Here is a 21,500-nt window from a genome sequence, read left to right as displayed (position 1 = left end):
AGCTGTGAGCACCAACAGCACGCACGCGCCGTTCCCGGGCCACCCGGGGGCGGCGCGCCGCGTTTCGGACAAGCTGCCGGTCTTCCCCTGGGACAAGCTGGAGCCGTACAAGGCGACCGCGCTGGCCCACCCCGGCGGCCTCTGCGACTTCTCCGTCGGCACCCCGGTGGACCCGGTCCCCGAGGTGATCCAGAAGGCGCTGGCCGCGCACACCGACACCCCCGGCTACCCGACCGTCTGGGGCCCGCTGGAGCTGCGCGAGGCGATCGCCGGCTGGCTGCATCGCCGCGTGGGCGCGCGGATCGGCCCGCAGGCCGTGCTGCCGACCGTCGGCTCCAAGGAGCTGGTGGCCTGGCTGCCGACCCAGCTCGGCCTCGGCCCCGGCGACCAGGTCGCCTACCCGCGCCTGGCCTACCCGACCTACGAGGTGGGCGCCCGGCTGTGCGGCGCCGAGCCGGTCGAGTACGACTCGGTGGACGAGCTGGACGGTTCCCGGGTGCGCCTGCTCTGGGTGAACTCGCCGTCCAACCCGACCGGCCGGGTGCTGGGCGCGGACGAGCTGCGCCGCGCCGTCGAGTGGGCCCGGGAGCACCGGGCGCTGCTGGTCAGCGACGAGTGCTACCTGGAGCTGGGCTGGGAGGCCGACCCGGTGTCGGTCCTGCACCCGGACGTCTGCGGCGACGACCACGAGGGCCTGCTGGCCGTCCACTCGCTCTCCAAGCGCTCCAACCTGGCCGGCTACCGCGCCTCCTTCGTGGCGGGTGACCCGGTGGTGGTCAGGGAGCTGCTGGAGGTGCGCAAGCACGGCGGCATGATCGTGCCGGCGCCCGTCCAGGCGGCGACCGTCGCCGCGCTCGCGGACGACGCGCACGTGGCCGAGCAGCGCGAGCGGTACGCGGCCCGGCGCTCGGCGCTGCGGGCTGCGCTGGAGGCGTACGGCTTCCGGATCGAGCACTCCGAGGCCAGCCTCTACCTGTGGGCGACCCAGGACCGCCCGTGCTGGGAGACGGTGGCCGAACTGGCCGGGCTGGGCATCCTGGTGGCGCCCGGCGACTTCTACGGGCCGGCCGGCGACCGCTTCGTGCGGGTCGCGTTCACGGCGACCGACGAGCGGGTCGCGGCGGCCGTGGAGCGGCTGGGCGCGGCGCGCTGACCGCACCCGGGGAGCGCACCCCGGGACCGTACGGCGAAGGGGGCCGGTGTCACGGACACCGGCCCCCTTCGGGGTCCTCCCCGGAGGAACGGGGTGCGGACCGACTACAGCGGCAGGCCGCCGAGGCCGCCGCCGTTGAGGCTGTTCAGCAGGCCGCCGAGCGGGCCGAGCGCGCCGGTCAGGCCGGACAGCGGGCTGTTCTTGCCGAGGTCGGCACCGCCGAGGCGGTTGGCCGAGCCGTGCTCGGCCAGGCCCAGCACGTCGGTGGCGGGCAGCTCGGCCGGCAGGGCCCGCTCGACCGAACCGAGCGGCAGCGCGCGCTGCACCGCGCCCACCGGCAGCGCGTCGGCGACGGCGGTGCCGCCGGGGACGGCGCCGGTGAGCGTCTCGGCGCCGGGCACGGCCTGGGTGACCGAGCCGGCCTGGGTCAGGCCGCCGAGCGGGCCGGTGCCGGCGGTGGCGCCGCGGGTCTCCGCGCTCTTGCCGGTGACGGCCTCGCCGAGCTTGCCGGCCAGGGCCGAGGCGACCTTCGGGGTGACGGTGGAGAGCTGGCCGGCGGTCGCGGCGGTCTGGTCGACCGGCGCGGTCAGCGAGCCGGCCTTCTCGTTGGCCTCGGGAAGCTGCTGGGCCACGATGTTGCCGGCAGCGTCGGCGGAGGCCGGTACGCCCGCGGCGACGGTGGCCGCCCCGGTGGTGCCGGCGGCCTGGCCGAGCTGGTGGGTGGTGTGCTGGAGCGTCGAGCCGGCGTCGGAATTGGTCAGCTGGCCCAGCGGTGCCGCGAGGTCGCTCTTGGGCAGCAGGGCGTCCCCGCCCAGAGCGGACGCGGAGCCGGCCGCGAGCAGCGGGGTCGCTCCGGCGGCCACGACGAGCGCGGCCTGGGCGATCCGGCGCGTGAGGGGGTGAGACATGGGGCTCCTCGAAGGGGTCTGGGTCCGTCCCGTCCGCCCTGGGAGCCGGGCGTTGCCGACCGGGCGGACGACGTTGTTACCGCTTGAGAAGCCAGAAGGTTTCGGCCGGTGCAAGGAAGGACCCTGGCCGACCATCGGATCGTACGACTGAAGCAGGGCCGCTTGCCGGGCCGGTCGGACGCCGCCGAACCGGTCCTGGACAAGGGGAGTGACGGTTCTTCACCCCGGTTCGCCGGAACGGGCGGTCTGTCCACCGGGGTTGACCGGAATCACTCGTCCGGCGGCAACCCGAACACCAGTGCGTCAGCTCTTCGTGGGCGGGGCCAGGGTGACCTGGACGAGCTTGGTCGAGGTGCCCGAGGTCTGGGTCTGCCAGCCGTCCTCGGACTTGGACTTGCGCCAGATCTTCCCGTCGTAGGCGACCGTCGCGATGCCCAGCTGCTGGGCCTGGGCGACCGCCCAGTGGGCGACCTCCCAGCCGCTCGCCCGCTCGGCGCTCACCCCGCCGTCCGCCCCCGCGTCCGGTCCCGAGGTCAGCGCGGTGGTGGCCGGGTCCGGGGTCAGCGCGAGGGCGTTCTCGGCGCCCTTGATGGTCGAGGTGTAGCCGGTCGCCGGGGTCACCGTGCGGCCGAACTCCCGGCGCACCCGGTCGGACAGCACCTGGGCCCGGTCCGGCGCCGCGGCCGGGGTCGCGGTGGCGCCCGGGGTGGTCCCCGCGGTGGGGGAGTCGGAGTCCGCCGGATCCGGCTTGGCGTAGTCGTGCACCACGCAGGAGAACGAGGCGGGCTCGCGGCCGGCCAGCGCCGAGGTGAGCAGGGTCGCCTTCGTCTCGTGCTTGGCGTAGGCCTGCGGGTAGCCGCTCTTCTGCACCGTCTGGGCGGCGTCGGTCAGCGGCATCCGGGTGTAGCCGGGGACCTTGACCAGGCCGTCCAGGAACTTGTTGGTCGCGTACACCGGGTCGCCGATCTGCGCCGGGGTGCCCCAGCCCATCGACGGCCGCTGCTGGAAGAGGCCGATCGAGTCCCGGTCGCCGCCCGCGAGGTTGCGCAGCTTGGACTCCTGCATCGCCGTCGCCAGCGAGATCGTGGTGGCCCGGTCCGGCAGCCCGCGCGAGCGCGCCACCGCGGCGATCGTCGCGGCGTTGGCGGCCTGCGGCAGCTCCAGCGTGCCGTTGCCGGCCGCGGTCTTCACCGTGCACTCCTCCGACACACCCGGCTTGAAGCCGAACCACCAGATCCCGACCACGGCCAGTCCGGCGACCAGGGCCAGGCCGAGCAGCCCGACGATCACCATCAGCAGGGCGCGCAGCGGCCCGCGGCGGCGAGTGGGCTCCTCTTCGTCGCCCAGCTGCTCGCTGCTCCTTCTCCTGGCCACCGTCGCCCCTCTCGCGCCTGCTCCTTGATCCGACACCGTACCCACTCGGACGGATGTACGGCGCCCCCCGGTTGCCGTCACCCGCCCACTCGCCACCGAGTCCGAACCGCGTCACGCGGCGGCCGCGCCGGGCGGACCGGGCCGGGCGAACCGGGCCGCGGACTAGGCTGACGCCCATGAGCAGCCCGAATCCGACGCCCCTGGACCTCACTCTCGACGGCGGGACGCTGACCGCCCGGCTCGTCGACTTCCCCTCGGTGAGCGGCGACGAGCAGGCGCTCGCCGACGCCGTGGAGGCCGCGCTGCGCGGCTACCCGCACCTCACCGTGGACCGCCACGGCAACAACGTGGTCGCCCGCACCGACCTGGGCCGCGCCGAGCGCGTCGTCCTGGCCGGCCACCTGGACACCGTGCCGATCGCCGACAACCTCCCCTCGTACGTCGAGGGCGACCTGCTCTACGGCTGCGGCACCTCGGACATGAAGTCCGGCGTGGCCGTCCAGCTGCGCCTCGCCGCCACGCTGCCCGAGCCCAACCGGGACCTCACCTTCGTCTTCTACGACTGCGAGGAGGTGGAGGCCCACCGCAACGGCCTGGGCCACCTCGCCAAGGACCACCCGGAGTGGCTGGCGGGCGACTTCGCGGTGCTGATGGAGCCCAGCGGCGCCATGGTCGAGGGCGGCTGCCAGGGCACCCTGCGGGCGCAGGTGCGGCTCACCGGCGTGCGCGCCCACGCGGCCCGCAGCTGGCTCGGCGACAACGCCGTCCACCACGCCGCCGAGGTGCTCACCCGGCTCGAGCGGTACCAGCCGCGCCGGGTGGAGATCGACGGCCTGGAGTACCGCGAGGGCCTGAACGCGGTCCGGATCGACGGCGGCGTGGCCGGCAACGTGATCCCGGACGAGTGCGTCGTGACCGTCAACTTCCGCTACGCGCCGGACCGCAGCGAGGCCGACGCGGAGAAGCACGTGCGCGAGGTCTTCGACGGCTTCGAGCTGACCGTCACCGACTTCGCCCCGGGTGCCCTGCCGGGACTCTCCCAGCCGGCCGCCCAGGCCTTCCTGGCGGCCACCGGCGGCCAGGCCCGGGCCAAGTTCGGCTGGACCGACGTCGCCCGGTTCAGCGCGCTCGGCGTCCCCGCGGTCAACTACGGCCCCGGCGACCCGAACCTGGCGCACAAGCGCGAGGAGCACTGCTCGCTGAGCGCCATCGCCGAGGTCGAGGAGCGGCTGCGCGCCTGGCTGACCAGCTGAGCCGCGCACCGCGCCGACCGTCGGGACGGCGGCCGAACGCCACCTTCCGGATGCTCAACCGACCTTCCCCCGTTGCCTGAAAACGGGGGAAGGCGGGCGTAGGGTTCCGTCATGACAGGCACAGGAGACGAGAAGCACTACGGTCACGGCCCCGAGCAGGTCGGGGTGCCGCGGAAGAAGAAGGCCTGGCCCGAGAAGCAGAAGGGCCCGGTGCTGGTGCGCCGGGACCAGGTCGGAACGAGCACCACGGACCAGCGCCTGCTGGACACCACCGGTCCCACCGACTGGCTGCACACCGACCCGTGGCGGGTGCTGCGGATCACCTCCGAGTTCGTCGAGGGCTTCGGCGCCCTCGCCGAACTCCCGCCCGCGATCAGCGTCTTCGGCTCCGCCCGGACCCAGGCCGACTCGCCCGAGTACCAGGCGGGCGTGGCCATCGGCCGGGCCCTCGCCGAGGCCGGCTACGCGGTGATCACCGGCGGCGGCCCGGGCGCGATGGAGGCCGCCAACCGCGGCGCCTCCGAGGCCGGCGGCCTCAGCGTCGGGCTCGGCATCGAGCTGCCCTTCGAGCAGGGCCTCAACGAGTTCGTCGACCTCGGACTGAACTTCCGCTACTTCTTCGTCCGCAAGACGATGTTCGTGAAGTACGCCCAGGGGTTCGTGGTCCTGCCCGGCGGCCTCGGCACGCTGGACGAGCTGTTCGAGGCGCTCACCCTGGTGCAGACGAAGAAGGTCACCCGCTTCCCGGTGATCCTCTACGGCAGCGCCTACTGGGGCGGCCTCTACGAGTGGCTGAAGAACACCCTGGTCGAGCAGGGCAAGGCGGCCCCGCACGACCTGGAGCTGTTCCACATCACCGACGAGATCGACGAGGTCATGAAGATCCTCGCCGACGCCCGCCGGCCCGCCGGCGAGATCTAGGAGCCCCGGACGGGTCCTCGGCGGGCCCGGCCCGAGGCGCTCACGCCAGCCCCCGGCGGGCGACCGCCGGGGGGCGGGTGCCCCGGATCGAGGCGACCATGTCCAGCACCTGGCGGGTCTCCGCGACCTGGTGCGCCCGGTAGACCCGCGCGCCCAGCCAGGCCGAGACCGCGGTGGTGGCCAGGGTGCCGAGCAGCCGCTCGTTCACCGGCCGGTCCAGGGTCTCGCCGACGAAGTCCTTGTTGGAGAGCGAGACCAGCACCGGGAAGCCGGTCGCGGTCATCTCCGGCAGCCGCCGGGTGGCCTCCAGCGAGTGCCGGGTGTTCTTGCCGAAGTCGTGCCCCGGGTCGATGATCAGCGCGTCCCGCCGCACGCCCAGTTCCACCGCGCGTTCGGCCAGTCCCACCGTCACCCGCAGGATGTCCGCCATCACGTCCTCGTACCCGATCCGGTGCGGACGGGTGCGGGGCTCGGCGCCGCCCGCGTGGGTGCAGACCAGCCCGACGTCGTACCGGGCGGCCACCTCGGCGAGCTCCGGGTCCACCCCGCCCCAGGCGTCGTTCAGCAGGTCCGCGCCCACCTCGCAGACCGCCTCGCCGACCTCGTGCCGCCAGGTGTCCACGCTGATCACCGCCTCGGGGTGGCGCTTGCGCAGCTCGGCCACGAAGGGCACGGTGCGCCGCAGCTCCTCCTCGACCGTGACCTCGTCGCCCGGCCCGGCCTTCACCCCGCCGATGTCCAGGATCGCCGCGCCCTCGGCCATCGCCCGGTCCGCGGCGGCGAAGGCGGCCTCGTCGGCGAAGGTCGCACCCTTGTCGAAGAACGAGTCCGGCGTCCGGTTGACGATCGCCATGATCACCAGCTCGTCGTCACCGAATTCCCGCGGTCCCAGGCGCAGTGCCACCGATGTCTCCTCCACAGCTCCTGCGGGTGCGATGATGGCCCCCGGCCTCACTAAGGGACCATGCTGTCATGATCAGTGTGGTTACCTGCGCCACATAGCGGACCGGCCGGGAGTTCGGGAGGACAGCTCGTGTTCTGGGTGATCGTGGTCGCCATGGCCGTGGTGGTCGGCGGTGCCGCCCTGGTGGCGCTCGGCGGGGGAGGCTCGATGCCGGAGGCGGCACCGGACCGCATCTCCGCGCGGCTGCCGCAGGACCGCCCGCTGGGCAAGGCGGACGTGGACGAGCTGCGCCTGCCGATGGCCCTGCGCGGCTACCGGATGGACGAGGTGGACGACGTCCTGGACCGCCTCGGCGCCGAACTCGCCTACCGCGACGCGCGGATCGCCGAGCTGGAGGCCGCCGCCCACCTGCGCGGCGCGGTCGAGGCGGGCGGCGCCCCCGACCCGGCGGCCGAACCGCTGCCCGGCCTGGAGGAGTTCGCCAAGGTGGTCGAGCCGGTCGTGGCGCTCGCCAAGCGGCCGGCCGGGGAGCGGACCCCCGAGGACGCCGAGCCCGGGGCGGACAAGTGACGGCCGACGGAGCGGTGCTCGGCGCGGACGGCCTGCGCCGCTGCGGCTGGGGCGACTCCACCGACGACTACCGGGTCTACCACGACACCGAGTGGGGCCGGCCGGTGCGCGGCGACGACGCGCTGTTCGAGCGGGTCTGCCTGGAGGCCTTCCAGTCCGGGCTGTCCTGGCTGACCATCCTGCGCCGCCGCGAGGGCTTCCGGGCCGCGTTCGCGGGTTTCGAGATCGCCAAGGTCGCCGAGTTCGGCGAGGAGGACAAGGAGCGCCTGCTCGCCGACACCGGCATCATCCGCAACCGGGCCAAGATCGAGGCGGCGGTCGCCAACGCGCGGGTCGCCCGTGACCTGGAGGACGGACTGGACGCGCTGATCTGGCAGTTCGCCGGGGACCCGGACCGGCCGGCCCCCCGCACGATGGGCGAGGTGCCGGCCGTCACGCCGGAGTCGACGGCGCTGGCGAAGGCGCTGAAGAAGGCGGGCTTCCGCTTCGTCGGCCCGACCACCGCCTACGCCCTGATGCAGGCCTGCGGCCTGGTCGACGACCACCTGGCGGACTGCCACGTCCGCACCGCCGCCGTCCGCTGACGGGCCCGAGGGCCGGCCCCTCCGATCGGACGGCCGGCCCGTAGTGGCCGATGTCCCTAGCGGCCCAGGTACTTCGGCTTCTCCTTGGCGATGAAGGCGCGCACCGCGATCCGGTGGTCCTCGCTCTCGCCCGCCATCGTCTGCAACTCGTCCTCCTTGTCGAGGAGTTCGTCCAGCGAGTGGGAGGCGCCGTACGCCAGCGACTCCTTGATGGCGCCGTAGGCGACGGTCGGCCCCTCGGCCAGCTCGTGGGCGAAGGCCCGTGCGGTGGCGGCGAGTTCGTCGGCCGGCACCACCCTGGTGGCCAGGCCCAGCTCCATCGCCTCGGCGGCCTTGACCGTCCGGGGGAGCATCAGCAGCTCGGTGGCCTTGGCGTGCCCGACCAGTCGCGGCAGCGTCCAGGAAGCGCCCGAGTCGGCGGTCAGCGCGATCCCGGCGAAGGCGGTGTTGAAGCCGGCCCGGTCGGACAGGACGCGGAAGTCGCAGGCGAAGGCGAGCGAGGCGCCGGCCCCCGCCGCCACCCCGCCGACCGCGGCGACGGTCGGCTTGCGCATCCCGGCCAGCGCCCGCACCAGCGGGTTGTAGTGCTCGGCGACGGTCCGCAGCGCGCCCTCGCCGGTCTCCTCGGCCCGCTTCAGCAGCGTCAGGTGCTCGTTGAGGTCCTGCCCGACGCAGAACGCCCGCTCGCCCGCCCCGGTCAGCAGCACGGCCCGCACCGCCGGGTCGGCGGCCGCGGCGGCCACGGCGTCGCGCAGCGCGATCTTGGTGGCGACGTCGAGCGCGTTCATCGCCTCCGGGCGGTTGATGGTGATGACGGCCAGGCCGCCGTCCAGCTCGTACAGCACGGAATCGGACATGGGTGAGGGCTCCCGGGGTCGTGGCGGTGTCAGTCGTGTGTGTCAGGATGCCGGAGCACGCGGGGGGCTGGGGAGTGTGAGGTATCGCACCTTCCCGCGGTGTCCGCACCGCCGCCACGCCGGGGCTTATGACGTGAATTGCGGTGGTTGGGGGCGGTCCGGCCGTGGTTGCACCGAGAGTGATGTTGGTCATCAGCCCGTGGCATGCGGGATAATGGCTTCCGATCAATGCGTTCGATACCGGCGGTGGACGGACTGCCGGTGCGTAGCTGAGCGGTTGCAGGAAGGGGAACGAGCATGGCGGCCATGAAGCCGCGGACGGGTGACGGCCCGCTCGAAGTCACCAAAGAGGGGCGGGGCATCATCATGCGCGTTCCGCTCGAAGGCGGCGGACGCCTTGTGGTGGAGCTCACGCCTGACGAGGCCGAGGCCCTCGGCGAGGCCCTGAAGAAGGCCTGCGGCTGACCGCAGCAGGTGCTCGCCATCTCCTGGAGATGTGCTGCCGGGCCCGGGTACGACGTCATGTCGGCCCGGGTCCGCGCGTTTTCCGGGCCCGGGCCGCGAGGCCTGCGGGCCCGCGGCGCCCCGAGGGGCGCCGGGCTCAGCGCTTGATCGCGCAGAGCAGCCCGTCCGACACCGGCAGCAGCGCCGGAAGCAGGTCCTCGCTCTCCCGCACGTCCCGGACCAGGTCCCGGACGGCGCCGGTCTGCGGGTCCTGGAGCTCCGGCTCGGCCAGCCGGCCCTCCTGGAAGACCCCCTCGAAGCAGACCATCCCGCCCGGCCGCAGCAGCCGCAGCGCCTCGCGCAGGTACTCGCAGGACTCCGCCGGGTCGCCGTCGCAGAACACCAGGTCGTACTGCCCGTCGGCGAGCCGGGGCAGCACCTCCAGCGCCCGGCCCGGTATGAACCGGGAGCGGTTGGCCGCGAACCCGGCCGCCTGGTACGCCTCACGGGCCAGCTGCTGGCGCACCGGCTCCGAGTCGACCGTGGTGAGCACGCCGTCCGGCCGCATCCCGCGCAGCAGGTAGACCCCGGACACCCCGGTGCCGGTGCCGATCTCGGCCACCGCCTTGGCGTCCAGCGCGGCCGCCAGCAGCCGCAGGCAGGCCCCGCCGCTCGGTCCGATCGCCCGTATCCCGGTCCGCGCGGACTGCGCCCGGGCGTAGGTCAGCACGGCGTCCTCGCCCACGTAGGTGTCGGCGAGGGCCGCGCGCGCGGGCCCGAACTCGCTGATGGCTGCCTCTTTCGGAGCCCCGGGCGGCGGCCCGGTGCCGAGGGATGTCGATATTTCCTGGCACAGATTACTGGCCGACCGGGAACCGCGTACGGCGGCGGGCCGTTGTCATGTCGGACCGGGTGCGCAAGACCTCCCGGGCACTTTTATCCGGGCTTGACGGGTGAGGTGGATATGGTGGTGGCCCTGCTGGGCAGAAGAGCCGACCGAGGAGGTGTGGCCGAGGGCGACGTCCCTGTGCGGCGGCACTTCCGCGGCACCGCGTCGGCCCGTACGCCGAAGCCCGTGATGAACCAGCCTGCGCACTCCGACCTGGACCAGCCCGTGGCCGCGACGCCGGCCGCCGGTGCCACCGAGGCCCCCGCTCTCGCGACCTTCTCCGAGGGTCCCGACGCGCAGACCTGGACTCCGCCCACGTGGGAGGAGATCGTCGAGGCGCACAGCGCCCGGGTCTACCGGCTGGCCTACCGTCTGACGGGCAACCAGCACGACGCCGAGGACCTCACCCAGGAGGTCTTCGTCCGGGTGTTCCGTTCGCTGTCCACCTACACCCCCGGCACGTTCGAGGGCTGGCTGCACCGGATCACCACCAACCTCTTCCTGGACATGGTCCGCCGCCGCCAGCGCATCCGCTTCGACGCGCTCGGCGAGGACGCGGCCGAGCGGCTCGCCTCCCGCGAGCCCAGCCCGGCCCAGCACTTCAGCGACACCCACTTCGACGCCGACGTGCAGCACGCCCTGGACACCCTCGCGCCGGAGTTCCGCGCCGCCGTGGTGCTCTGCGACATCGAGGGCCTGTCCTACGAGGAGATCGCCGCCACGCTGGGCGTCAAGCTCGGCACCGTCCGCAGCCGCATCCACCGCGGCCGCTCGCACCTGCGCGCCGCGCTCAAGCACCGCGCCCCCGGCTCGGCCCCCGGCCGTGAGCGCCGCGGCGGCTCGGAGGAGCCGGTGCCGGTGGCCGTCGGCGTGGGGGCGGTCGAGGCCGCGGTCGCGCCCGGTGGGCGCGGACGGAGGCGATCGTGAGCGGAACCAGCCGGTCCGGTTCGGACCGGTCGGACGCATCCGACCGGCCTCCGAGCCGACGGGGCTGGGCGCTGCCGGGCCGTCGCGGAGGCGACGAACCCGGTGAGCCCGTGCTGCCCGGGGTGGCACTGCCCGCGGACACGGCGCTGCACGCGCTCCCCGTCCGTCCCGCCGCACCCGCCGCCGAGGAGCACCACCTCGGCGAGCGCCTCTCCGCCTTCCTGGACGGCGAACTCGGCCACGACTCGCGCGACCGCGTCCAGGCCCACCTGGCGACCTGCCCCCAGTGCCTCGCGGAGGCCGACGAGGGCCGCGCCGTCAAGCACATGCTGGCCCGCTCCGGCCCGCCCGGCCCGTCCTCCGCGCTGATGGCCCGCCTGATGGCCGTCGGCAACCTCCCCGAGGACGCCCCGGCGGACGGCGACTGGCGCTCCGGCCGGCGCGGGCGCCGCGAGGACGACGACGACCTGCCCGGTGGCGGGGTCGCGGCCACCGGCACGCTCGGCGGCAGCCGGCTCGACGGCGGCTCCTTCGGCCGCGGCGCCGGGGCCTCCTTCGGCGCGGGCGCGCTCGGCGCCGACTCCCCGCTGCCCGGGGTCGACCCGCGGGCCTTCGGCCGCGGCACGGTGCTGCGGCCGCTGATGGGCCGGCGCTCCGCCCGCCCCGAGACCGCCGCCGCCCCGGCCCGTCCGCAGCCCGCCGCGCCCGCCGCCGTCCGGTCCCCCGCGCGGGGCCGACGGCTGGTGTTCGCCGCCGCGGGAGCCTTCTCCGTCGCCGCGGTGACGCTCGGCGGCGTCGGAGGGCTCAGCACGCAGGGCGAGGAGCGCCACGGAACCACCGTCAGCCCGCCCGGCAGCGGCCGCGGCGGCCTCGTCCCGACGACCGCGCAGGTCCCGGTGGACTTCGCCGGCCGCCCGGTCGCCGCGACCCGCGACGCGACCCCGCCGGGCTCCCCGGAGCGCTACCCCGGGGGCTTCGCCGCACTGCGCCAGCAGATCCGCTAGAACGGCCCCCGAAGGACACCGGCGCTCCGGCCCGGACGCCTCGGCCACCGGCAGGTCTTTACCACGGCTTCATCACAGCGTGGGCCAAGGACCCGCCGGTGGCCATTACCCTGTAGGAACCGTCGTCCGACGAGTTAGGGAGCAAAGGTGTTCAGCGACGTCAGTGGGCTGGAGGTCCTGACCCTGGTCGTGATGGCGATCATCATCTTCGGCCCGGACAAGCTCCCCAAGCTGATCCAGGACACCATGGGCTTCATCCGGAAGATCCGATCCTTCGCCGACAACGCGAAGGAGGACATCCGCAGCGAGCTTGGCCCCGAGTTCAAGGACTTCGAGTTCGAGGACCTGAACCCCAAGACCTTCGTGCGCAAGCAGCTCATGGGCGACCAGGACGATCCGCTGGGCCTGAAGGACATGAAGGACACCCTGGACATCCGGTCCGTCCTGGACGACAAGCCCGCGGCGCCGGTCAACGGCCGCAGCGGCAGCGTCAGCTTCGAGAAGTCCGCCCCGGCGCCCGCCTCCACCGGAGCCCCGCTGGCGCCCGGCGAGCGGCCCCCGTTCGACCCCGACGCCACCTGACCGGTACGCGTCCGGCGCCCCGGCGCCGCGCCACCGCCCCGCCCGGCCACCCGGCTGAGCGGGGCGGTGGCGTGTGCGCCGCTATTGTGCTGATTGTTCCGCTGAGCCGTCCGTCACACCGCGCCCCGTCGCGGTCCGGGAACGGCCCCGCGGAACGCCGCGGTACGCCACCATGGGAGCGCGCCACGGCAGGCAAACGTGTGTTTGAGGAGGCCCGGGGATGGACGCGACGAGTCAGGCGGGAGGGGCGACGGCCACGGCCGGCGGCCCGGTGGTCGGCGGACAGGCCGGCCCGGCGGACCCGCTGGTGCCCTACCTGTCCGCCGACTTCCCCTGGTACGGGCTGGACGAGGGCTGGACCGGCCGCCGTTTCCTGGTGCAGGCCGGCGCCGGCCCCCGCGCCGCGGGCAGCGTCGACTACGGCTCGCTCGGCCACGGCGAGGAGCCGGCCAGGCAGTACGAGCCGCGCGACGTACGGAAGTTCGCCGTCGTGGTCACGGTGGCCCGCCGGGACAGCCGCCGCAGCGCCGACAACACGGGCACCCTGGAGGCGACCTCCGCCGCCTCCGCCGCCTGGCTGGCCGGCTCCGGCCTGCTCGCCGCGACCTGGCCAGGGCAGCTGGACCGGGCGCTGCGCCAGGACTGGCTGGACCAGCAGAGCAGCCTCGCCTGGGACCTCGCCGACGACCTGGCCGGCCCCGGCTGGTCCACCCTCAGCCTGCCGGTCAACGGCCTGCCGCAGCCCTTCCGCTACCGCGAGTCCGAGTACGGCTGGGTGCTGGCCGGCGAGGCGCCCGGCGTCATGCTGGGCGCCTACGGCCGGGGCGTCAGCGCCTACGGCATCGGCTTCTCCACCGTCCCGGACCTGACGGCCTACACCCGCCCGTAGGGCCCTCGGCAGTACAACGGCCGTACGACGGAGGGCCGGGTGGTGCGCCCACCCGGCCCTCCGTCAGTCACGGCCTCAGAACTTGTTCTTGGGCGTCAGGCCCAGCGACATCCCGGACAGCCCGCGCTGGCGGCCGCCGAGCTTGCCGGCCACCGCGCGCAGGGCGGCGCCGGCCGGGGAGTCGGGCGCGGCGAGCACGACCGGGCGGCCGTCGTCGCCGCCCTCGCGCAGCCGCACGTCGATCGGGATCGAGCCGAGCACCGGGACGGTCGCGCCGACGGTGCGGGTGAGCGCGTCCGCGACGGTCTGGCCGCCGCCGGTGCCGAAGACGTCGATCATCTCGTCGCAGTGCGGGCACGGCATGCCGGACATGTTCTCGATCACGCCGACGATCTTCTGGTGGGTCTGCACCGCGATGGTGCCGGCCCGCTCGGCCACCTCGGCGGCGGCCATCTGCGGGGTGGTGACGATCAGGATCTCCGCGTTGGGGACCAGCTGGGCCACCGAGATCGCGATGTCGCCGGTGCCGGGCGGCAGGTCCAGCAGCAGCACGTCCAGGTCGCCCCAGTACACGTCGGCGAGGAACTGCTGGAGCGCGCGGTGCAGCATCGGGCCGCGCCAGACCACCGGGGCGTTGCCCGGGGTGAACATGCCGATCGAGATGACCTTCACGCCGTTCGCCTGCGGCGGCATGATCATGTCCTGGACCTGGGTCGGCCGGCCGTCGACGCCCAGCATGCGCGGCACGCTGTGGCCGTAGATGTCGGCGTCCACCACGGCGACCTTCAGGCCGTCGGCGGCCATCGCGGCCGCCAGGTTGACGGTCACCGAGGACTTGCCGACGCCGCCCTTGCCGGAGGCGACGGCGTAGACCCGGGTCAGGGTGCCCGGCTTGGCGAACGGGATCTCCCGCTCGGGGGCGCCGCCGCGCAGCAGCTGGGACAGCTCCTTGCGCTGCTCGTCGCTCATCACGTCGAGCTCGACCTCGACGCCGGTCACGCCGGGGACCTTCCCGACCGCCTCGCGCACCCGGGTGACGATGGTGTCGCGCATCGGGCAGCCGGAGACCGTCAGGTAGACCGCGACGCGCACCGCGCCGTCCTCGGCGATCCCGACCGATTTCACCATGCCGATCTCGGTGATCGGGCGGTTGATCTCCGGGTCGTTGACGGTCGCCAGCGCCTGGCGTACGGACTCCTCCGTGACGCCGGCCGCGACCTCTGTCTCGTTGGCCATGCCTTGATGGTACGGCGCCCGGCGAAGTCGTTGACCCGTCGGTAGCGTGCCGAGGGTCACAGCGGTTCGGGGGCCTCCCGGCGCTCGTCGATCTCCTTGAGCAGGGACTGGAGTTCGGACCGGATGAAGTCCCGGGTGGCGACCTCGCCGAGCCCGTGCCGCAGGGCCGCGACCTCGCGGGTCAGGTACTCGGTGTCGGCGATGTTGCGGTCGCTGCGGGCCCGGTCCTGCTCCATGTTGACCCGGTCCCGGTTGTCCTGGCGGTTCTGCGCCAGCAGGATCAGCGGGGCCGCGTACGAGGCCTGCAGGGACAGCGCCAGGGTCAGGAAGATGAACGGGTACTCGTCGAAGCGCACGCTCGTCGGCAGGAGGGTGTTCCACGCTATCCAGACGACGACCACCACCGTCATCCAGACGATGAACCGCCCGGTGCCGAGGAAGCGGGCGATCCGCTCGGACAGGACGCCGAACGCCTCCGGATCGTAGGAGGGCAGCGTGATCAGGCCGGGGCGCGCGGTGCGCGGCTGGTCGAGCCGGGCGCGGCCGGTGCCGGTGATCGGCGCGGTGTCGGCGCGCCGGTCCCGGCCGCCCTCGCGGGTGCGCAGCTCGCGCAGCTGCCGCAGCCGGCGCAGTTCGCCCTGGAGGCGCCGGCGCGCGGAGTCGTCCGTCCGGCCGTTGCGGTCACCGTCCACCGGTCACCCCTTCCCTGTCGTCCTGGTGGGTGTCGTCGCCGGGGTGCGTCGCGGCGTCGCGCCAGTCCTCCGGCAGCAGGTGGTCGAGCACGTCGTCGACGGTCACCGCCCCGAGCAGGTGGTCGGCCTCGTCCACGACCGGCGCGGCGACCAGGTTGTAGGTCGCCAGGTAGCTGGTGATCAGCGACAGCGGGGTGTCCGGCGGCAGCGGGTCCAGGTCGTCGTCCAGCAGCGAGCCGACCAGGACGTACGGGGGCTCGCGCAGCAGCCGCTGGAAGTGCACGGTGCCCAGGTAGCGGCCGGTCGGGGTCTCGTTCGGCGGACGGCAGACGAAGACCTGCGCGGCCAGGGCGGGCTTGTGGTCGCTGACCCGGACCCTCGCCAGCGCCTCGGCGACCGTGTCGTCCGGCTCCAGCACGATCGGCTCGGTGGTCATCAGACCACCGGCGGTGTCCTCCTCGTACGTCAGCAGGCGGCGCACCGGCGCGGCCTCGTCCGGCTCCATCAGCTGGAGCAGCCGCTCGGCCTCCTCACCGGGCAGCTCGGAGAGCAGGTCGGCGGCGTCGTCCGGGTCCATCGCCTCCAGGACGTCGGCGGCGCGCTCCTCCTGGAGCTTGCCGATGATCTCGACCTGGTCGTCCTCGGGCAGCTCCTCAAGGACGTCGGCCAGCCGCTCGTCGTCGAGGGCGGCGGCCACCTCGGCGCGGCGCTTGGCGGACAGGTGGTGCAGCACGCTGGCGAGGTCGGCGGGGCGCAGCTGCTCGAAGGTGGCGAGCAGGTTGGCCGCGCCCTGGTCCTGCTCGGGCAGCGAGAAGCCGGTGACGTCCTGCCAGTCCAGGGTGAGCCGCTCGCCCTTGCCCTTGCGCAGCCGGCCGGCCCGGCCGACCTGCACGAAGACCTTGCTGATCTCCCACTCGCGCAGCCGGGTCTGCACCATGCCGACGTCCAGCACGGTGACGTCCTCGCCGGTCTTGGACCAGGTGACGGTGCGGTCCAGCAGCTCGGCGAGCACCAGGGTCTCGGACGGGCGCTGCTCGAAGCGGCGCAGGTTGATCACGCCGGTGGTGAGCACCTGGCCGGACTCCAGGCTGGTCACCCGGGTCATCGGCAGGAAGATCCGGCGCCGGCCGACCACCTCGACCACCAGGCCGAGCACGCGCGGCGGGCGGCCGCCGAGCCGCAGCGACACGACCACGTCCCGGACCCGGCCGACCTGGTCGCCGTTCGGGTCGAAGACCGCGATGGCGGACAGATGGGAGATGAAGACCCGGGTGCCTGGCCCTGCCATGGACTCCCTCGACTCGCTCGACGCCGTACCGGGGGCGCCGGGGGCGCACCCGCGGCCAAGGCTACCCGCGTGTTCCGGGCCCGGCCGGGAGGCACGGTAGCCGTCGGACGAGTCCTGGGCGTGAAGCTTTAACGGCGCTTGAACAGCAGTTTGGGCAGGCCGGCCGGGATCGGGCGGCGGGTGGTGGCCGGGGTGGGCAGCGGCTGCGCGACGTGCGAGCCGTCCGGCATCGCCCCGGGGCGCTCGGTGAGCGGGCCGACCGGCTCCAGCCGCAGCACCCGGCACTCGCGGGCCCAGCGGGCGGCGATGGCGTCGGTGTCGGGCGCGTTCAGCCGCTTGCCCTTGAGCTCCTCGACGGCGCCCAGCCAGGCCTCGCTGTCCGGGGCCGGCTCGACGACCCGGGCGCTCCAGCCGGTCAGCCGGCCGCCCTTGTCCTTGCTGCGGACGGTCACCACGGCACCGGCGCCGGGCTCCAGGCCGTGCAGCGGCTGCTCGCCGCCCCCGCCGACCACGACGACCGCGCCGTCGTGCCAGGCGTGCCACAGCGGCCGGGCGTGCTCCTGCCCCTCCGCGCGCACCCAGAGCAGGCCCGACTTCTTCGCGGCCTCCTCCAGCAGGGCCTGGTCGAGGAAGTCGTCGGCGGTCGCGGCGGCGGGCGTACGGTCCATGGCGGACAGCGTACGGCCAGTGGGCCCGTCCCGTGGCGCGGCCGGGAGGCCCCGGACGTCTCAGCCCCCGGGCGACAGTTCCATTGCGCCGCCACGGGCCTTACCGTATGACGGCCCCACCCCCGCGACCAGCAAGGAGCGCCGTGCCCGCCGCCCGGCCCGCGACCGCCGCCGCCACCACCCCGACCGCCGCCCCCGCGACCGCCGACCCGGGCCCGGCACACCCGCTCCCCACCCTCGACCTGCTGCTGCTCGCCGTCTCGATCGGCGGCATCTCGCTGTCCGGCCCGCTGATCAGCGCCACCGCCGCGCCCGCGCTGGCGATCGCCCTGTGGCGCAACGTCATGTCGGTCGGCGTCCTCGGCCCGTACGCGCTGCTGCGCCACCGCGCCGAGCTGCGCGGGATCGGCCGGCGGGCGCTGCTGCTCGCGGTGGCCGCCGGGGCGCTGCTCGCCGTGCACTTCGCGCTCTGGATGCCCAGCCTGCGGATGACCTCGGTGGCCTCGGCCACCGCCCTGGTCACCACCACCCCGCTGTGGACCATCCTGCTGATGCGGCTGATGGGCGTCCGGGCGCCGCGGCTGGTCTGGCTCGGCACCGTCGTCGCCTTCGCCGGGGTGCTGGTGCTGACCGGCGTGGACCTCTCGCTCTCCCCGCGCGCGCTGCTCGGCGACGCGCTCGCGCTCGCCGCCGGCCTGGCCTCGGCCGGGTACATGCTGCTGGGCGCCGAGGTCCGCAGGACCGTCAGCACCACCGCGTACACCCTGGTCTGCTACGCCACCACGGCGGCGGTGCTGCTGGGGATCTGCCTGGTCGCCGGGACGCCGCTGGCCGGGTGGCCGGCCGGGGCCTGGTGGCAGATCGTGCTGCTGATGGTCACCGCCCAGCTGCTCGGCCACTCGCTGAGCAACCGCGTGGTGCGCAACCTCGGGCCGTCGATCACCTCCACCGCGATCCTGCTGGAGACCCCGGGCGCGGCGCTGATCGCCGCCCTCTGGCTGGGCCAGTGGCCCCCGGCGGCCGCCTACCCGGCGGTGGTGCTGATCCTGCTCGGCCTCGTCCTGGTCGCCCGCGGCGGGCGCAGGTAGCCGTCAGAGCCAGCCGTTGCGGCGGAAGCCCCGGTACATCCCGAAGCAGATCAGCACGATCGCGCCGAGCACCGTCGGATAGCCGTACTTGTGGTGCAGCTCGGGCATGTACTCGAAGTTCATGCCGTAGACGCCGGTGATCATGGTGGGCACCGCGAAGATCGCCGCCCAGGCGGTGATCTTGCGCATGTCCTCGTTCTGCGCCACCGAGACCTGCGCCAGGTTCGCCTGCAGCAGCGAGTTCAGCAGCTCGTCGAAGCCGTGCACCTGCTCGGCGACCCGCGCCAGGTGGTCGGCGACGTCCCGGAAGTACTTCTGGATGTCCGGGTCCACCAGCCGCTGGAGCGGCTCCGACAACTGCTGCATCGGGCGCAGCAGCGGCACCACCGCACGCTTGAACTCCAGTACCTCGCGCTTGAGTTGGTAGACCCGGCCGACGTCGGCGCTGCGCCCGCCCTTGGCCGAGAAGACGCCGTACTCGATCTCGTCCACGTCGTTCTGGAGCCGCTCGGCGACCAGCAGGTAGTTGTCCACGACGTGGTCGGCGATCGCGTGCAGCACCGCCGACGGGCCCTTGGCGAGCAGCCCCGCCTCGTCCGCGTCCGCCTCCAGCCGGTGGCGCAGCTCCTGCAGCGAGCCGTGGCCGCCGTGCCGGACGGTGATCACGAAGTCCCGGCCGGCGAAGACCATCAGCTCGCCCGTCTCCACCACCTCGCTGGTGGGCGTGAGCTGGTCGTGCTCCACGTAGCGGATGGTCTTGAAGACGGCGAACAACACGTCGTCGTAGCGCTCGACCTTCGGCCGCTGGTGCGCGTGCACCGCGTCCTCGACCGCGAGCGGGTGCAGGCCGAAGCGCTGGGCGATCCCCGCGAACTCGGCCTCGGTCGGCTCGTGCAGGCCGATCCAGCTGAACGAGCCCTCGCCCTCGGGGAGCAGGTGGGCGGCCCTGACCCGGTGGGCGGCCTCGCGCGGGCTGCACGTCTCGCCCCTGCGCTTGCCGTGCTGGTAGACCGCGCAGTCCACGACCGCCGAGGCGGCGTCCTCGGGCAGGACGCCGTAGACGCCGGCCGCGCCGCGGCGGCGGTTGGTGCGGACGGCGGCGCGCAGGCTGTTGATCATCGACATGACAGGCTCCCAGAGGCAGGAACCGTCGCGCGGCGGCACGGAAGGAGAAACGTTCGGCCGCGGTACGACGGCGGAGAACACCGGTGAAACGGGGGATGAGAGTGCTCTCCCGGCCGGTCCGTCCGTCGTGGGGCCCGCGCCCGGGGCTACCGCGGCTGATTCAGCCGGTTGGGCCTGCGGGGCGAGGGGTACGGGGAAGTCGGGGCCGGGCAGAGCTGCCGGTACTGCATGGTCGGCCGGTATCCACCGCAACCACCTCCTTCGCGCCGCCGCCCCGGGACGAAACGATCCCGGTGGCCAGTCGCTCACCCTAACATCTGACCGGGCGTCGCAGCCGAGGGGTTCCCGGAGGTTTCCCAAGGCTTTACGGGACCCTGGCGCGGCCCCGACCGGGCGGGCCTCCATGCCGCCCACGGGCCCCTGCGGCCCGCCCCCGCGCGACCCGTGAACCCCCGGGGGTTACGCTCACCGGCATGGCGCACGACTTCCCGCTCTTCGGCGACCCCCACGGCGGCAACTCCCCGGAGCTCTCCCGGGAGGCGGTGCTGGCCGCCGTCGAGGCCCGGCTGATCTCCACCTTCGGCGAGCCGGGCGGCCGCGCCGCCGTCACCTTCCTCGGCGCCGACCGGATCGAGGTGCTGCGCTTCGGGCCGGACGCCGCGGGCCTGGTGCGGTACGCGACGCTCGGCATGTCCGCCGCGCCGATGGCCGACCCGACCGCGCCGGTCGCCGACCAACTGCGCGGCCCGCGCGCCGAACTGGTGCTGACCGTCCGCGGCGGGCAGGACAGCGTGCTGCGCACCCTGGCCACCTTCGCCGCCACCCCGCAGGTCGAGGGCCTGGTGGTGGCCCCGGGCGGCTCGCTGGACCTCGGCTCCCCGCTCTGGGACGGCGCGCCCTTCACCTCGGTGCTCGCGGCCGAACCGGGCGGCCTGGTCGAGGACCTGGAACTGGCCGACCCGGCCGACCCGGTGCGCTTCCTGCCGCTGCTGCCGATGACGCCCAACGAGGCGGGCTGGAAGCGGGTGCACGGCGCGGCCGCGCTCCAGGAGCGCTGGCTCGACCAGGGCACCGACCTGCGCGACCCGCAGCGGCGCGGCGTCCGGCTGGACTGACCGGCCGGCTGACGCCCGGTCAGGCGGGGCGTGCGGGCCGGTCCGTGCGCCCGCTACGCGCTTCGAAACGCCGGAACGCGGGACCAGGGGACTCATGGTCCCCTGGTCCCGCGCTCGTCGCGCGAGGCCCGCGTCGGCTCAGCGCCCGATCGGCTTCGCGCCGGTGGCCTGCGCCAGCAGCGCCTCGTACACCTGCGGGTCGGTGGTGTGCTCGCCGAGCCGGACGGTCTTGCGGGAGCCGTGGTAGTCGCTGGAGCCGGTGACCAGCAGGCCCAGCTCGCCGGCCAGGCCGCGCAGCCGCACCCTGGTCTCCTCGTCGTGGTCGGTGTGGTCGACCTCCAGCCCGGCCAGCCCGGCCGCCGCGAGGTCGGCGATCACCTGGTCGGAGACCGTCCGGCCGCGCTTGACCGCGCCCGGGTGGGCGAACACCGGCACCCCGCCGGCGCCCCGGACCAGCCGGACCGCCGCGACCGGGTCGGTCTCGTGCTTGCGGACGTCCGCCCGCCCGCCGTTGGCCAGCCAGTCGGCGGTGAAGGCGTCCGAGACGGTTGCCACCACGCCCGCCTCGACCAGCGCGCTGGCGATGTGCGGCCGTCCGACCGAGCCGGACCCGGCGATCCGCTCCACCTGCTCCCAGCTGATGTCCGCGCCGAGTTCCCGGCAGCGCTCCACGATCGCCCGCCCGCGCCGGAACCGGTCGGTGCGCACCAGGTCCCGCTCGCGCGCGAACTCCGGCTCCGCGGGGTCGAACAGGTACGCCAGCAGGTGCATGCTGATGCCGTCCACGACGCAGGACAGCTCGGCGCCCGGGACGACGGTCAGCCGGGTGCCCTCGGGCAGCGCGCGCACCGCCCCGGCGGCCTCGGCGTGGCCGGCCACGGTGTCGTGGTCGGTCAGCGCCACCACGTCGAGGTCCGCGGCGACGGCCGCCGCGACCAGCTCGGCCGGGCTGTCGGTGCCGTCGGAGGCGTTGCTGTGGGCGTGCAGGTCGATGCGCACGGATCGGACTCCCGGGGGCTCGTGGGTGCC

23 protein-coding genes are annotated in these 21,500 nt (G+C 74.3%); 12 read left to right on the top strand and 11 right to left on the bottom strand.

Annotated elements, in window-relative coordinates:
* Positions 1–4 precede the first annotated feature (4 nt).
* The gene (gene dapC / locus ACZ5OX_RS15480; RefSeq protein ID WP_392873552.1) at positions 5–1,153 is read left to right on the top strand and encodes a succinyldiaminopimelate transaminase; all 1,149 of its coding nucleotides are present in this window, start codon (positions 5–7) and stop codon (positions 1,151–1,153) included.
* 104 nt (positions 1,154–1,257) lie between these two features.
* On the opposite strand, the gene ACZ5OX_RS15475 is transcribed toward dapC, so the two are convergent.
* Both ACZ5OX_RS15475 and ACZ5OX_RS15470 read right to left on the bottom strand, forming a co-directional pair.
* Positions 1,258–2,061, bottom strand: a complete 804-nt coding sequence (locus ACZ5OX_RS15475) for a hypothetical protein (RefSeq protein ID WP_465630299.1) — start codon at positions 2,059–2,061, stop codon at positions 1,258–1,260.
* Between the two features lie 303 nt (positions 2,062–2,364).
* Positions 2,365–3,354, bottom strand: coding sequence for a VldE C-terminal domain-containing protein (locus ACZ5OX_RS15470; RefSeq protein WP_465630396.1), 990 nt, complete (start codon positions 3,352–3,354; stop codon positions 2,365–2,367).
* Between the two features lie 257 nt (positions 3,355–3,611).
* Here ACZ5OX_RS15470 and dapE point away from each other — a divergent pair, with 257 nt between their 5' ends.
* Positions 3,612–4,688: a succinyl-diaminopimelate desuccinylase gene (gene dapE / locus ACZ5OX_RS15465; RefSeq protein WP_449790073.1), complete on the top strand. Its 1,077-nt coding sequence runs from the start codon at positions 3,612–3,614 to the stop codon at positions 4,686–4,688.
* A 111-nt stretch (positions 4,689–4,799) separates the two neighbouring features.
* Positions 4,800–5,609 (top strand): LOG family protein, encoded by an 810-nt coding sequence (locus ACZ5OX_RS15460; protein WP_465630298.1) that lies wholly within the window; start codon positions 4,800–4,802, stop codon positions 5,607–5,609.
* Positions 5,610–5,649: 40 nt separating this feature from the next.
* Here the strand turns inward: ACZ5OX_RS15460 and folP are convergent, their stop codons facing one another.
* Complete coding sequence (folP, locus tag ACZ5OX_RS15455; protein WP_449790099.1) at positions 5,650–6,462, bottom strand: dihydropteroate synthase; 813 nt, start codon at positions 6,460–6,462, stop codon at positions 5,650–5,652.
* 180 nt (positions 6,463–6,642) lie between these two features.
* Between folP and ACZ5OX_RS15450 the strand changes: the two genes are divergently transcribed.
* Both ACZ5OX_RS15450 and ACZ5OX_RS15445 read left to right on the top strand, forming a co-directional pair.
* Complete coding sequence (locus ACZ5OX_RS15450) at positions 6,643–7,083, top strand: DivIVA domain-containing protein (protein ID WP_465630297.1); 441 nt, start codon at positions 6,643–6,645, stop codon at positions 7,081–7,083.
* The gene (locus ACZ5OX_RS15445; protein ID WP_465630296.1) at positions 7,080–7,667 is read left to right on the top strand and encodes a DNA-3-methyladenine glycosylase I; all 588 of its coding nucleotides are present in this window, start codon (positions 7,080–7,082) and stop codon (positions 7,665–7,667) included. The genes ACZ5OX_RS15450 and ACZ5OX_RS15445 overlap by 4 nt, the downstream gene beginning before the upstream one ends.
* Before the next feature lie 56 nt (positions 7,668–7,723).
* Here ACZ5OX_RS15445 and ACZ5OX_RS15440 read toward each other — a convergent pair whose 3' ends face one another.
* Positions 7,724–8,524: an enoyl-CoA hydratase-related protein gene (locus ACZ5OX_RS15440; RefSeq protein WP_465630295.1), complete on the bottom strand. Its 801-nt coding sequence runs from the start codon at positions 8,522–8,524 to the stop codon at positions 7,724–7,726.
* A gap of 297 nt (positions 8,525–8,821) precedes the next feature.
* Between ACZ5OX_RS15440 and ACZ5OX_RS15435 the strand changes: the two genes are divergently transcribed.
* On the top strand, positions 8,822–8,989 hold the full coding sequence (locus ACZ5OX_RS15435; RefSeq protein WP_380552276.1) for a DUF3117 domain-containing protein: 168 nt from the start codon (positions 8,822–8,824) through the stop codon (positions 8,987–8,989).
* Positions 8,990–9,125: 136 nt separating this feature from the next.
* Here ACZ5OX_RS15435 and ACZ5OX_RS15430 read toward each other — a convergent pair whose 3' ends face one another.
* A complete protein-coding gene (locus tag ACZ5OX_RS15430) occupies positions 9,126–9,758 on the bottom strand; it encodes an O-methyltransferase (protein WP_449790098.1) in 633 nt (210 codons plus the stop codon).
* 288 nt (positions 9,759–10,046) lie between these two features.
* On the opposite strand from ACZ5OX_RS15430, the gene sigE reads away from it, so the two are divergent.
* From sigE to ACZ5OX_RS15410, 4 genes are all read left to right on the top strand, one after another.
* Positions 10,047–10,784: an RNA polymerase sigma factor SigE gene (gene sigE / locus ACZ5OX_RS15425; protein WP_449790097.1), complete on the top strand. Its 738-nt coding sequence runs from the start codon at positions 10,047–10,049 to the stop codon at positions 10,782–10,784.
* Positions 10,785–10,906: 122 nt separating this feature from the next.
* Positions 10,907–11,788, top strand: a complete 882-nt coding sequence (locus tag ACZ5OX_RS15420) for a zf-HC2 domain-containing protein (RefSeq protein WP_465630294.1) — start codon at positions 10,907–10,909, stop codon at positions 11,786–11,788.
* A gap of 147 nt (positions 11,789–11,935) precedes the next feature.
* Positions 11,936–12,370 (top strand): sec-independent translocase, encoded by a 435-nt coding sequence (locus tag ACZ5OX_RS15415; protein WP_392873525.1) that lies wholly within the window; start codon positions 11,936–11,938, stop codon positions 12,368–12,370.
* Between the two features lie 220 nt (positions 12,371–12,590).
* Positions 12,591–13,259 carry a hypothetical protein gene (locus tag ACZ5OX_RS15410; RefSeq protein ID WP_449790067.1) on the top strand — a complete coding sequence of 223 codons (669 nt, stop codon included), beginning with the start codon at positions 12,591–12,593 and terminating at the stop codon, positions 13,257–13,259.
* A 75-nt stretch (positions 13,260–13,334) separates the two neighbouring features.
* Here ACZ5OX_RS15410 and ACZ5OX_RS15405 read toward each other — a convergent pair whose 3' ends face one another.
* The 4 genes from ACZ5OX_RS15405 to ACZ5OX_RS15390 form a co-directional block, all read right to left on the bottom strand.
* Positions 13,335–14,495, bottom strand: coding sequence for an Mrp/NBP35 family ATP-binding protein (locus tag ACZ5OX_RS15405; protein WP_449790066.1), 1,161 nt, complete (start codon positions 14,493–14,495; stop codon positions 13,335–13,337).
* A 56-nt stretch (positions 14,496–14,551) separates the two neighbouring features.
* A complete protein-coding gene (locus ACZ5OX_RS15400; RefSeq protein WP_449790096.1) occupies positions 14,552–15,100 on the bottom strand; it encodes a DUF1003 domain-containing protein in 549 nt (182 codons plus the stop codon).
* Between the two features lie 76 nt (positions 15,101–15,176).
* Complete coding sequence (locus tag ACZ5OX_RS15395; protein ID WP_465630293.1) at positions 15,177–16,475, bottom strand: magnesium transporter MgtE N-terminal domain-containing protein; 1,299 nt, start codon at positions 16,473–16,475, stop codon at positions 15,177–15,179.
* A gap of 128 nt (positions 16,476–16,603) precedes the next feature.
* Complete coding sequence (locus ACZ5OX_RS15390; protein WP_449790064.1) at positions 16,604–17,143, bottom strand: hypothetical protein; 540 nt, start codon at positions 17,141–17,143, stop codon at positions 16,604–16,606.
* A gap of 107 nt (positions 17,144–17,250) precedes the next feature.
* On the opposite strand from ACZ5OX_RS15390, the gene ACZ5OX_RS15385 reads away from it, so the two are divergent.
* Entirely contained in the window at positions 17,251–18,231 is a 981-nt protein-coding gene (locus tag ACZ5OX_RS15385; RefSeq protein ID WP_449807538.1) for a DMT family transporter, read from the top strand.
* Between the two features lie 3 nt (positions 18,232–18,234).
* Here ACZ5OX_RS15385 and corA read toward each other — a convergent pair whose 3' ends face one another.
* Positions 18,235–19,356, bottom strand: a complete 1,122-nt coding sequence (gene corA / locus ACZ5OX_RS15380) for a magnesium/cobalt transporter CorA (protein WP_392873509.1) — start codon at positions 19,354–19,356, stop codon at positions 18,235–18,237.
* A 473-nt stretch (positions 19,357–19,829) separates the two neighbouring features.
* On the opposite strand from corA, the gene ACZ5OX_RS15375 reads away from it, so the two are divergent.
* Positions 19,830–20,471: a suppressor of fused domain protein gene (locus ACZ5OX_RS15375; RefSeq protein WP_392873506.1), complete on the top strand. Its 642-nt coding sequence runs from the start codon at positions 19,830–19,832 to the stop codon at positions 20,469–20,471.
* Between the two features lie 138 nt (positions 20,472–20,609).
* Here ACZ5OX_RS15375 and ACZ5OX_RS15370 read toward each other — a convergent pair whose 3' ends face one another.
* Entirely contained in the window at positions 20,610–21,470 is an 861-nt protein-coding gene (locus ACZ5OX_RS15370; protein WP_392873503.1) for a PHP domain-containing protein, read from the bottom strand.
* Positions 21,471–21,500: the final 30 nt, after the last annotated feature.

The organism is Kitasatospora sp. NPDC032121 (assembly GCF_055580145.1).
The sequence above is the reverse complement of the archived record's forward strand: the minus strand, read 5'-3'. Positions and strand labels throughout refer to the sequence as shown.

Excerpts from the sequence above, each read along its gene's own strand:
- ACZ5OX_RS15475 (WP_465630299.1), bottom strand. The coding sequence starts at position 2,061 with ATGTCTCACCCCCTCACGCGCCGGATCGCCCAGGCCGCGCTCGTCGTG.
- ACZ5OX_RS15470 (WP_465630396.1), bottom strand. The coding sequence starts at position 3,354 with ATGGTGATCGTCGGGCTGCTCGGCCTGGCCCTGGTCGCCGGACTGGCC.
- dapE (WP_449790073.1), top strand. The coding sequence starts at position 3,612 with ATGAGCAGCCCGAATCCGACGCCCCTGGACCTCACTCTCGACGGCGGG.
- ACZ5OX_RS15460 (WP_465630298.1), top strand. The coding sequence starts at position 4,800 with ATGACAGGCACAGGAGACGAGAAGCACTACGGTCACGGCCCCGAGCAG.
- folP (WP_449790099.1), bottom strand. The coding sequence starts at position 6,462 with ATGGCGATCGTCAACCGGACGCCGGACTCGTTCTTCGACAAGGGTGCG.
- ACZ5OX_RS15440 (WP_465630295.1), bottom strand. The coding sequence starts at position 8,524 with ATGTCCGATTCCGTGCTGTACGAGCTGGACGGCGGCCTGGCCGTCATC.
- ACZ5OX_RS15435 (WP_380552276.1), top strand. The coding sequence starts at position 8,822 with ATGGCGGCCATGAAGCCGCGGACGGGTGACGGCCCGCTCGAAGTCACC.
- sigE (WP_449790097.1), top strand. The coding sequence starts at position 10,047 with ATGAACCAGCCTGCGCACTCCGACCTGGACCAGCCCGTGGCCGCGACG.
- ACZ5OX_RS15410 (WP_449790067.1), top strand. The coding sequence starts at position 12,591 with ATGGACGCGACGAGTCAGGCGGGAGGGGCGACGGCCACGGCCGGCGGC.
- ACZ5OX_RS15405 (WP_449790066.1), bottom strand. The coding sequence starts at position 14,495 with ATGGCCAACGAGACAGAGGTCGCGGCCGGCGTCACGGAGGAGTCCGTA.
- ACZ5OX_RS15395 (WP_465630293.1), bottom strand. The coding sequence starts at position 16,475 with ATGGCAGGGCCAGGCACCCGGGTCTTCATCTCCCATCTGTCCGCCATC.
- ACZ5OX_RS15390 (WP_449790064.1), bottom strand. The coding sequence starts at position 17,143 with ATGGACCGTACGCCCGCCGCCGCGACCGCCGACGACTTCCTCGACCAG.
- ACZ5OX_RS15385 (WP_449807538.1), top strand. The coding sequence starts at position 17,251 with ATGACGGCCCCACCCCCGCGACCAGCAAGGAGCGCCGTGCCCGCCGCC.
- corA (WP_392873509.1), bottom strand. The coding sequence starts at position 19,356 with ATGTCGATGATCAACAGCCTGCGCGCCGCCGTCCGCACCAACCGCCGC.
- ACZ5OX_RS15375 (WP_392873506.1), top strand. The coding sequence starts at position 19,830 with ATGGCGCACGACTTCCCGCTCTTCGGCGACCCCCACGGCGGCAACTCC.